Here is an 11,157-nt window from a genome sequence, read left to right as displayed (position 1 = left end):
TTTCTCGCCTACTTCGCGGCCGTCGCAGCGCCGATGATGGGTTGCGTGGAGGGAAGCAGCTGGTTGATTACGCGACTCCATCGGACCACCTCTCGCGCATCCACATACACCACATCCTTTGGCTCCAGTTCGAAGCCCTCGGCAATCGCCAGCGCCACCGGGGAGTTGCTGTCCAGGTGAAAGACCTTCGGCTCGCCGTCGGCAGCTTTGCGAATGACGAAAATCTGTTCCGCGTTGGCCGAACTCGGATTGACGCCGCCGGCATCGCCCAGCGCCTCGTTCAGCGTCATCCGCCCGTTGCGCATCAACAGCGAAGTTGGACGCACAACTTCGCCAGTGACGAAGATCTTGTTGTCTTCGCGCTGCTCAACGCGGACGATGTCGCCGTTTCGCAGCAGGATCCGGGACGGATCGATGCCCTTTCCCAGCAGCGCGGGAATGTTGACATACCAGCTCCGCTCCCCGCGAGTGACGCGTATGCGGCTGTTGTCGCCAGTCTGGTTGAGCACGCCGCCGGCACGATTCAGTGCCTCGACGAGGGTCATGGGTGCGTCGTCGATCGGCTGCATGCCGGGCGTCTTGACCTCACCATCGACATAGACTCGCTGGCTGCGGAATCCGAGTACGCGCACGGTCATCTGCGGATCCTTGACTACGCGCGAAAGCGCACGCGCCATCTGGTCGCGTACGTCATTAGCGGTCTTGCCGGACACTTTCATGACACCGGCGTACGGAAACTGAATATCACCTTGTGCGCTGACCACGTAGCCAGGCACATTGGAACCCCCGCTCGAGACCGGCATCTCGAACGTGGCGCCAATGCTGTAAGTCTGTGTCGGGAACACCAGTTCTGGATGGTCCCAAACCACCACCGATATGATGTCGCCAGGGCCAATCCGATACGGCTCCGGCGTCGCGAACAACTCGTTGACGTACTCGTTGTCTGACCGCGACCTGCTACGGAGATCGCGGATAAGATCCAGGGTGATCGGCGTCACCTTCGGCACGACATCAGGCCCGATTGCGGCAACCGCGGCATTGCGGTCAAAGTACATTCCCGGCGAGGCAGCGCAAGCGGAAAGGAGCAAAGTAATTGCGAGCAAGCTTGCGCGGGAAAGATGACTATCGCCAAGCAGAGAGAAGCCCCAAATCGGAATACGGAATTTGAGCGGTCTCACGGCAGACTCCTTGCGAAAGACGGTTGGGCATCACACCCAAAGGGTAGTCAGTTCAATGATGGCATCGTAGGAAGCATCGCTTCCCCGCATCGGTGCGTTCTCGCACACTGAGGATCTGTCGACTGGCGCATGGCCGCGCAAGCCCTCGACGGCCGTTCAGCACCAATTGCGTTCTTGATCCGATGCGGTGCCTCGAATCGAATCCTCCATGCAAGGACGCAGCTGGCATATCCCAATTTCCCAGCTTATTCATTGAGCCCGCTAAGATTTGTCGGATGGGTCCGTCTGGGTGGGCCAACGAACAGATGATCCGGCTCAAGCCGCAGATGCTAGCGGCACAAGGCGGTTGTCCGCGCCGCACGGCTGGTGTGCAGACTCCGATACCGGCGTCGTAAGGGCGACCCCGCGTTTGGCGACGCAAAGAAGGTGAGGAGGTCTAATGGACATCGGCATCGCGAAGGAAGTGGCTATCGCCGCAAGCCTGGCATCCGCGCGCCTGCTAGTGGTCGGAGATGTGATGCTGGATCGCTACTGGTTCGGCGACTCGACCCGCATTTCGCCGGAGGCGCCGGTACCGGTAGTTCTGATCGACGATGAAGACGAACGGCTGGGCGGAGCAGCGAATGTTGCGAGAAATGCCGCTGCGCTCGGAGCTCAGGTCGGGATGATAGGAGTCGTCGGTGACGATGAGCCAGGGCGGACCATCGCACGCCAGCTTGCCGGAATCGGGGTGGAGACTTGTCTGGAGGTCGACACCAGCCTGGCGACCACGGTAAAGCACCGCATTCTTGCGAGGCGGCAACAGTTGCTCCGGATCGACATGGAAGGCCAACCTGGGGCCAAGGCGCTCGCAAACAAGATGGACGTTATCGCCGCAACGCTTCCTCGCTATTCGGTCGTCGCATTGTCTGACTATGGAAAAGGCGCGCTGCAGCGCGTCAGCACTGCAATCGGGCTGGCCCGCGAAGCCGGAAAAATCACAATCGTGGACCCGAAAGGTGCCGACTACTCGAAGTATCGTGGTGCCACGATACTCACGCCCAACCGCACCGAGTTGCGGAGCGTCGTTGGCGCGTGGCATTCGGAGCGCGATCTTGCGCACCGCGCGCAGGAACTCCGCCGCGCGCTGATGCTCGATGCGTTGCTGTTGACGCGCTCGGAGGAGGGGATGACGCTCTACACGGAAAATGATGCATTGCATTATCCGGCACAGGCCAGGGAAGTGTTTGATGTCTGCGGTGCCGGCGATACAGTTGTCGCGGTGCTCGGCGTCATGTTGGCTGCGGGAGTGCCTGTGCGCGAAGCAGCGTACTACGCGAATCGTGCCGGCGGAATTGTCGTAGGAAAGCTTGGGACGGCAACGGTGACAAGCTCCGAGTTGCTATCGGTCGATGCCGTGGAGATGAGCTGACCTGATCATGAAAGCTGCCTATTTCGCCGGCATCTTCCGTAATCGAATCTCGTGGCTCGCCGGCGATGACCGACCGGAGAAGGGCAACAGTCACGAGGGGCTTCGGCGCGCCGGCGCGGAACTCGGGGAAGGCGCGCAGCAAGACGAGAAGGCGGCCGCTGCAGCTCGTAACCGGTTCGGCAATCCATTGCTGCTGGTGTCTTCGGGGTGGGGCGCGCGCATCGTTGCAATGTGCCTGCAGCTTCTGATCGTGCCGGTGCTCACGCGCAGCCTTGGCGCGGAACAGTTCGGCGCATACGCTTTGGTCGGCTCCTTCCTCGCATGGTTCTCGCTAGCCGACCTCGGTCTGGGCGTTGCTGTCCAGAACTTCGTCAGCGAGCGGCGGGAGTCGGGGAAATCCGTTGAGGAACTCATTAGTCTGACCAGCCTCTGTATTGCTGCAGTCGTACTGATTGTCGGCTGCATGTCTCTGCCCGTAGCGAGATTGCTTGCGCCCGTCCTCTTCAGGAACAATGCGGTAGTCAGCATGGAATCCGGGGCTCTGCTGCTGGTGGCAGCCGGCGTGTTCTTTTCCATGGCTACCGCCGGTTCGGTCGGCACGCGGTTGCTCTACGCGCTTGGAAAAGGGGTTACCGCAAACCTCTTTCAGGTCGTCGGCGCGGTCGTCTCCTTTGTTGCCGTATGGATATCGGTGCGCTATGCCGATACCGAGAACCTGCTGGTCTGGGCCTTCCTGAGCTACTCGGCGAGTCTCGGCCTGACCGGGGCAGCCACGCTTGCCCTCGTAGTGAAAGAAAGCGGAGCGCTGCCGAAATCCCGCAGCCTTGACCATCTGACGCCGGTGGTGCCACGTGCCCGGAACGCCTGGATATTCGCGCTGGTCGGCCTGCTTTCGTTCAATACCGAATACCTGGTGATGTCCCAAGTGCTAAGTGGCACGGACATCTCGCAGTACAACGTGCTCTACCGCCTGGGCTGGGTCTGGATGAGCCTCTACTGGACACTGCTGAACGCTGCCTGGCCCGCCTGGAGTGCATTGGGTGTGCGCGGCCGTCTGGACCAGATTGCCACGTCCGCGCGCCGACTAGCGCTTGTCGGCGTGCTTGGGGTTGCGCTGGAAACGACAGCCCTGCTCGTGGTCCGAAAAGATACGTTCCAGTTGCTGTTTGGCGCGAATGCTCCCGTTCCGGGATTATGGGAGACGGTGCTCTTCGGGTTCTATCTTTCAGTCCGGTGCTGGACGGAGGCGCATTCATTTGCGTGCCAGGCACTCAATCGGCAGAGCGTTCTGATTCGGATCACTGTTGCTCAAGCCGTTGTCAATGGCTTGCTTCAATACTACCTTGCCACGAAGCTGGGTTTCGTCGGCGTCTTGCTGGGAATGATCTGCTCTGCCGCTCTGATAGGGGCGATCTGGATTCCGCTTTCCCTTGGGGCAGCGAGAAGATTTGTCGATCCGGAGAACGGGGGGTGACGGCTGCGGCCCTCGGTTGAAGCAAAGGACCACACCTCCTCATCAACGGTATGGCGCCGGTCAGGTAGAGCTCAGGGAAGGACGAGAATAATGCCGCAACGGATACTAATATTCAGAACCGGTTCGCTCGGCGATACAGTCGTGGCGCTGCCCGCGCTTCATCTTATTGCCCGGGCATTTCCCGACTCCCATAGAACAATCCTCGCGAATCTTCCGGTCGGCATTGGCCAGAAGGAGGCGCCCATTGCTTCTGTGCTGGCCGCCAGCGGCCTTGTCGAGGATTTCATCAACTACGACGTCCATTCGCGCTCGATCAGGGATCTGCTGGCACTGGCGCGTCGGCTCAGGACACTCAGATTCGACGCTGTCGTCTATCTCATGCCCCAGCGCAACCCGCAATCACTGGTACGAGATCGCATATTTTTCAGACTTGGCGGGATACCCAGGGTGATCGGGCTGAACTATGGCAGCAACTTTCATTCGCACCTGCACGTCCCGGGCGAAGACAAGTTTGAATCAGAATCGTCGCGTCTGGTCAGGAACCTGTCGGCGATTGGTACGGCTGACCTCGAAGATCCGGCAATGTGGGACCTGGGACTCAGGCCCGACGAGCGCGAGCAGGCGCGTGCGATGATCCGTAGCTGGCGTGGTATCAGACGCTTCATCGTGGCCAGCATTGGCACAAAGGTCGACGTGAATCACTGGGGGACAGAGCGCTGGCAGAGCTGGGCCCATGCGCTGTCGACGCTCGAGCCGGATCTCGGGCTGGTGCTTATCGGGGCGCCAGATGAAATTCAGGAGAGCGCGAGAATCGCGCAATGCTGGCATGGGCCCGTCATTAATCTGTGCGGGAAACTGACTCCCAGGCAAAGCGCCGCATTGCTCCAGATGGCCAGGCTATATGTCGGTCATGACAGCGGACCGATGCATCTGGCAGCCGCGGTCGGAGTGCCGTGTGTGGCGATTTTCAGCGCTCGGTGGCAGCCTGGAATCTGGTTCCCGCGCGGCAGCGAACATCGCATCCTCTACCGGCAAACGCCATGTTGCGGATGCGGGCGAAAGACCTGTGAGGAGTTTGACAAGATGTGCATACGCGCCATCAAGGTCGAGGACGTCGTCGCAGCAACGCAGGAACTCTTGATTGGAGGTACTCAGACCAAGGGAACCGAAGCCGCTTGACGAGGGCCATCATTACTAATCGATCGCAAAGCCTTTCATGTTTCTCGTGCGCATACACAGTGAAAAATGAAAAAGAAAAGCATACTCGTATTCCTGCAGCATTACTTACCGGGAAACCTTTCGGGGGGGCCGGTGCGAAGTGTTGCGAATATGGTCGAGACGCTGGGCGAAACCATTGACTTCAGGGTTGTCTGCTCGGACAGGGATCTCGGGCAAGCTGCGGCTTATCCCGATGTACGGATTGGCGTGTGGCAGCCGGTGGGAAGGGCAAGAGCGATCTACCTGCCAATGACGGCGATGAGGCCCTGGCACTTGCGGAGCTTGCTCGGCAATGAGGCCGCGGACATGGTGTACTTCAACAGCTTCTTCAATCCGCGCTTTACGATCTTTCCGCTTTGGTCGGTCAGGTATGGTCTGCTACCGGCGTGGAAGGTGCTGATCGCACCGCGTGGAGAGTTTTCAACGGGTGCACTGAAGTTCAGTGCACAGAAAAAGAAGGCGTACCTGTGCGCCGCATTGGGCAGCGGTGTGCTGAAGGGCGTTCAATGGCACGCTTCCACACATTTCGAAGCTGAGGATATCAAGCGGGTAACGGGGGTCGCGGACGAACGCATCACAATCGCGCCGGATCTACCCGGAGGCCATTCGCTCCCGGCGGCTCAGGCAGCCAAGTCACCTGGCGTGCTGCGCGTTGTAGCGCTGTCCCGGGTGGTGCCGCAGAAGAACCTGGCCAGGGCAATCGAAATCGTATGCCAGCTTGAAGGCGACATTGCCTTCGACATCTATGGGCTCCAGGAGGACTTCGGCTACCTTGAAGCGTGCAAGGAACTGGTGAGATCGGCGCCCGGAAACGTAAAGATCAACTTCATGGGCCCCATCTCTCACGAGGCCGTAGCGACTCGATTGGCGCAGTATCACGTCTTCCTGCTCCCCACAAATAGTGAGAACTTCGGTCACGCGATCTACGAAGCAATGAACTGCGGATTGCCGGTTGTCATCAGCGATCGGACGCCGTGGAGGAATCTTCAATCGCGCGGCGCGGGCTATGATCTCGATCTTGGCGACAAGGCTTCGTTTGTCGCCGCGCTGACTCGTTATGTGTGGATGCCTCCAGCGGAGTTTGAGCTTCACCGGAATAGTGCCCGCCGGTTCGCGCAGGATTGGATTCGCAGCTCGGGCGCGATGGAACTGAACCATCGCCTGTTCTCGGGAATGTTGCACGCACCTACCAGTGTCTCGGTCGGGGAGCCTGCCTGACTGGCGCTACGGCGCGCCAGCTGCGATCCCGTGCTTCCGGCTATGTGACTTGCCCAACTGAAGGTAACCATCGCACAGCCGGAACGGGCTATCCTCCGATCAGCGCAACAGAACCGGTGCGCGATTTCGCACAACATCTGTCGGGCCAGATTGCCATTGCCCCCGGGCCAGCGGCCATCTGCGACACGAACTCGACAGCAACGTCGTTTGAATTTGTGTATTTGGAGAGAGTGTGTCATGGCCTCCGCATTGGTTGCGCTTGTGCTGTTCGTCACTATCGCTTGCGCACTACGGATTCCGCTGCCGTTTGCTTTCGCGTTTGCCTTGCTCACGATCATCGAGCCCAAATTCCGCTTGGCTCCGGGCTACCGTCTGGTCGAGTTCATGGTTTTTCTGAATGCGAGTCTGGCATTTTCCTTTCTGCTGGCGGTGCGGCCGTACCTGAGTGGCGACGAGATCGGATTCGGTCCTGATATGGACAGCTATGCGGAGGGCTTCGACTTTCTGAGGACGGGGCAGTATGACAGCTTTGCAAGCATGCTCGAAGGTGTCAACAACTTTACCGGTAGTACGGAGCCGATATTCTGGATCACGGCGAAGCTGTTCTCAAGCATCTTCCCTTCATCGGTTGGTATTCATGTAGCTCTAAGCATGTTGGGCTTTGTCCTGATTTATGCCGCAGGCATGATGCTGGCGGGACGAGGTCTTGTCGCATATTTGCTGTACTCATCAACGATCACAAGCTACGCGTTTCAGGGGTCCGGCATTCGATCGGGGCTCGCATTCTGTGTGATGTTGTTTTCGGTGGCACTGATGCTTCGTGGGTTTAAGCGAGGTTCATTCCTCACCGCGGCGGGCGCAAGTGCCGTGCACTACAGCATGTTGCCAATGTCGGTGATGGTTCTGGCAAGGGTCGGTGACACCAGGGACCTGAAGCGAACCATAAGCATGCTGATTCTGGCTGGCGGCTCCGTAATCGGAGCGTACCTATTGGCCAGGGTAACCGGGGAGATTGGGCTGGGTTCGAAGATTTCTGCCTATAGTTCGGAAACGGCGCTGGAAGTCAGTTCCTCTATGCAGTTCTTAATCGAATCATGTGGCATGGGTATCCTGCTGCTGATTTACAGAAAAAAAATAGAGAAAAATCTCCTGGTGACTATCCTCGTAAGCTTCGCTGGTTCCGCGGCTATGCTTGTTCTGATGCCGGGTGCATTGCCCAGATACTATCGGTACGAGTATGTATTTTTTCTGGTGTTCTTCCTGTCTATTTTTAATGAAATTGGCCGGGTCAGGCAACTAATCATTGTTTCCGTAGTGTTTTCATGGCATCTGCTTATGATCTTCGATAGATTTTCCGGTCATTTCTGGGGGCAAGGGTTTTTTGATCATCTATTGTTTTCCGTCATCGATATTGTCTAGTTTGCTTTATCTCGAAAATTGCATTGACAGTAGCTGGTCATCAGGTGGGGGATCGCACTTGCATGACGATCAGAAAGCAGTAAGGCGCAATCAAGCCGTGAGTAATGAGGGAATATCCCGCAGTGTTCCCATGTGAGGTCTTGGCCGGACGGGATAGCGAGGAGAGAGAGACTATGTTCGAAAGATTCAGGACAATGATCTTCGTCCCTGTAGGGATAGTTGTCTTGCTCGCTCTTCTTTTTTTGCTCTATCCGGACCCAATTGCGGCACCGGCTCGCAAGTCCAGGACGATCGACTACTACGTCGACAATACATGCACTTTTAATGGTGATGGTACCACTCAGACATGCGCGGCCGGACAGGGAAGAGCCGGGCCTTTTAACTCGAGAGCCAATGCCCAGGATGGACTGACTGGGAGTCACCCCGACACGCGGTTGCTGTTTCGTGCTGGACAAACCTTTACCGGGATGTATTTCCTTCATGCCTCCGGTACGCCTGGCCGACCGCTTACGATTTCCTCATACGGTTCGGGCGCCAAGCCATTATTTGATGCCAAAGGCGCGCTATACGCCATTGGCATTACCGATCTCAGCAACATCGTCATCGACGGTGTTGCCGTAACCAACGGCACGCGAGGAATATGGATCTACAGGAGGACCGTGAAGGTAAATAATATCATCATAAAAAACAACACGGTATATGGAAATCCGCAGTTCGGAATTGCTTACTATAGTGAGCCGGGCCTTTCACGTGCAGATGCGTCCGGGTCGGAGATATATGGAAATGATGTGAGCGCCTCGGCGACGGCTATCTATATAATGCGTGTCAACAATTTGATGATACATAATAATATATGCAGGGACAATGTTTACCCGAATGGCCATGAGCCTTACGGTATTGCCGTGCAGGGCGGATCTTATAACAGGATATATGACAATTACATTGTCAATAATTTCGTAACTGGCTTGGCCATATATGGTGATAGCGGGGCGGTTGACGGTCATTCCGATGGTAATAAGGTCTACAGAAATGTCATTACGGGGACGAAATTCCATGAGGGTGGGTGGGCGAGGGATATCGCCTGGCAGGCATCTCCCGGTGATTACGTGGGCTCGAATAATCAGATAACCAATAACATTCTCATCAGCGTCGATCCGCAGATGGAGCACATCGTTATTGACGATTCTTCTGGCGCGGCAGTCGGAAACGTTATGCATGGAAATACGGTCTTCGGCGGCCGGACCGGAGTCCGGTTCGTAGGGGGTGGGGCCGAGTGGACGTTGATGAACAACATATTTTCCGGTATGAGCGGAAATATCGTGGCGGCGGATCAAAATACGAGAATTCTCTTCTCGAACAATCTGTATTACAAGCCTATTGGCCCGGTTTTGATCCAATACAATGGCGGCGCCTATACGGCCGAGGATATCAGGCGCACTCTTGATCCTCATGCGATAACATCCAACCCGAATTTTGTAGGAAATTCGACGTGGTCTGAATTCAGACTGCAGCCGATATCTCCCGCGATCGGTGCCGGCAGGAATATTGGTGAGCAGTTTCAGAAGGCTTTTGACCCTGGCTACCTGAGCTGGCCGGGCGCGGTAGGCGCGCAGGGAGCAAGAGGTAAGGGGTGGAGCATCGGGGCGTTTGCCTACTGATAGTGAGCGAAAAACGGCGCCACGTGCAAAGCCCCTCTTTCATGGTTGCGAGCCACGGGCGTTCGTCGGGCGGATGGTGTCGGCATCCAATGCCGCGTGCGACGGATAACAGTGGTAGCGAATCGTCAGACGCTAGAGTAGGACCGCCTTGTATGGAGCCGGCACCACGGAGGGCGCCGGCAGATTGCATCTTCAATCCTTTTCGGAGGGCCTTCCCGATATGGAAAACCGACTACGGGAGATTGACGGCATCAGGGGCTGGGCAGCGTTTTCGGTACTGCTGTTCCATCTGTTTTCGGAGATATTCGGCGTACTGATGCCTGGCTTTCGCGGAGACTCTATCTATTTTCTGATCAACGGCAGCCTGGCGGTCACGGTGTTCTTCATCCTGTCAGGCGACGCGCTTTCCGCGGGCTATTTGCGAAGTGGAAATCTCTGGTCGCTTGACGCGATGGTCATCAAGCGCTATTTCAGGCTGACCCTGCCAATACTGCTGTCTTGCCTGATTGTTTATCTCCTGATGCGTGCGGGCCTGACCTTCAACGTTGCCGCCAGTGAGATTGTGCGCCGCCAGGAATGGCTGGGTTCCTTTCTGCCGTTTGGGCCAAACTTGGCTTCCATGCTGCGCTACAGCTTCTATCTCGTCTATGACGGGCACTCGGTGGGGAATTCGTACAACCCGTTCCTATGGACGATGTCTATCGAGCTCATTGGGTCGATGCTCGTCTTCCTGTATCTCTATTTGTCCGAGCGTATTCGCCATCCCTTCGTCGTCTTGTCGGCGATCCTGATCTTCCTGTTCGCCGCCGGGTCGTTCTATTGCCTGTTCTTCATTGGTCTGATGCTTGGAAAGTTGCGAGCAAACGGTACCTTTGACAGGCTGCGGGCATCCCGGAAATGGCCCTTCGTGGCAGTGGTGCTCATCGCTTTGGTTGCCGTTGCCGACACGCGTCTGCGAAACGCTCCCAGAATGGCGACGCATATCAACATCGTTGTTTCGGCGATTCTGGTGTTCTGCTTCTATTCCATGAACTGGACGGTTGCGCTATTTTCATCCCGTCTTTCCAGGTTTATGGGCGACATTTCGTTCCCGCTATATCTGGTGCACTTTGGTGTCCTCATCTCACTCACATCATTCCTGATCGTCAGGTTTCATGAATCAGGAGCATTGGATGCCATGCATATCTGGATCGTCATCTTGTCCTCCGTGGCGGCAAGTATCGGGGGCGCCGCGATCTTCCACCAGGTCGAGAAGCGGATGCTCAAGGCAGTTAACCGGCTACCGTCGTGGCTGCTTGATCGAGGGAGGATCAGGGAGGTCGAACAAGCGGAATCGCTTCTCGTAACACCGGCAATGAGCCATTCCGGGATGCCTGGGATGCCGCGAAACGCGGAATAGGGCAACTGGTGTGGGAGACGCCAGTACGCGCTGTAACGGGCGCCTGCCTGCAAGCGCACCTTATTTCGCGGCACAAGCCGGGGTAGACGCCGAGACGATAATGGTGGTCACACGGAGCTTGAGCCGGGCAGGCAAGGGCCAGTCCGGCTCAGTCTCAAGAGCGGCGTCGCACAGGTCTATCA

Annotated in this window: 8 protein-coding genes; 7 read left to right on the top strand and 1 reads right to left on the bottom strand. The window is 57.1% G+C overall.

The genetic code is table 11. The features are described 5' to 3' along the window. Positions 1-8: 8 nt before the first annotated feature. Positions 9-1,136, bottom strand: coding sequence for a polysaccharide biosynthesis/export family protein (locus ACIGJC_RS28055; protein ID WP_483714425.1), 1,128 nt, complete (start codon positions 1,134-1,136; stop codon positions 9-11). Positions 1,137-1,629: 493 nt separating this feature from the next. On the opposite strand from ACIGJC_RS28055, the gene rfaE1 reads away from it, so the two are divergent. From rfaE1 to ACIGJC_RS28020, 7 genes are all read left to right on the top strand, one after another. Continuing rightward, positions 1,630-2,589, top strand: coding sequence for a D-glycero-beta-D-manno-heptose-7-phosphate kinase (rfaE1, locus tag ACIGJC_RS28050; RefSeq protein WP_483714424.1), 960 nt, complete (start codon positions 1,630-1,632; stop codon positions 2,587-2,589). A 7-nt stretch (positions 2,590-2,596) separates the two neighbouring features. Continuing rightward, a complete protein-coding gene (locus ACIGJC_RS28045; RefSeq protein ID WP_483712797.1) occupies positions 2,597-4,063 on the top strand; it encodes a lipopolysaccharide biosynthesis protein in 1,467 nt (488 codons plus the stop codon). Positions 4,064-4,204: 141 nt separating this feature from the next. Next, on the top strand, positions 4,205-5,242 hold the full coding sequence (locus ACIGJC_RS28040) for a glycosyltransferase family 9 protein (protein WP_483712796.1): 1,038 nt from the start codon (positions 4,205-4,207) through the stop codon (positions 5,240-5,242). 66 nt (positions 5,243-5,308) lie between these two features. Continuing rightward, entirely contained in the window at positions 5,309-6,499 is a 1,191-nt protein-coding gene (locus ACIGJC_RS28035; RefSeq protein WP_483712795.1) for a glycosyltransferase family 4 protein, read from the top strand. Positions 6,500-6,736: 237 nt separating this feature from the next. Next, positions 6,737-7,918 carry an EpsG family protein gene (locus ACIGJC_RS28030; RefSeq protein WP_483712793.1) on the top strand — a complete coding sequence of 394 codons (1,182 nt, stop codon included), beginning with the start codon at positions 6,737-6,739 and terminating at the stop codon, positions 7,916-7,918. Positions 7,919-8,091: 173 nt separating this feature from the next. Further along, positions 8,092-9,576 (top strand): right-handed parallel beta-helix repeat-containing protein, encoded by a 1,485-nt coding sequence (locus ACIGJC_RS28025; protein WP_483712792.1) that lies wholly within the window; start codon positions 8,092-8,094, stop codon positions 9,574-9,576. 220 nt (positions 9,577-9,796) lie between these two features. Next, positions 9,797-10,975: an acyltransferase family protein gene (locus ACIGJC_RS28020; protein ID WP_483712791.1), complete on the top strand. Its 1,179-nt coding sequence runs from the start codon at positions 9,797-9,799 to the stop codon at positions 10,973-10,975. Positions 10,976-11,157 lie beyond the last annotated feature (182 nt).

This window comes from Cupriavidus sp. C3SS-1 (assembly GCF_057073755.1).
This window is presented reverse-complemented; position numbering and strand designations above follow the sequence as displayed.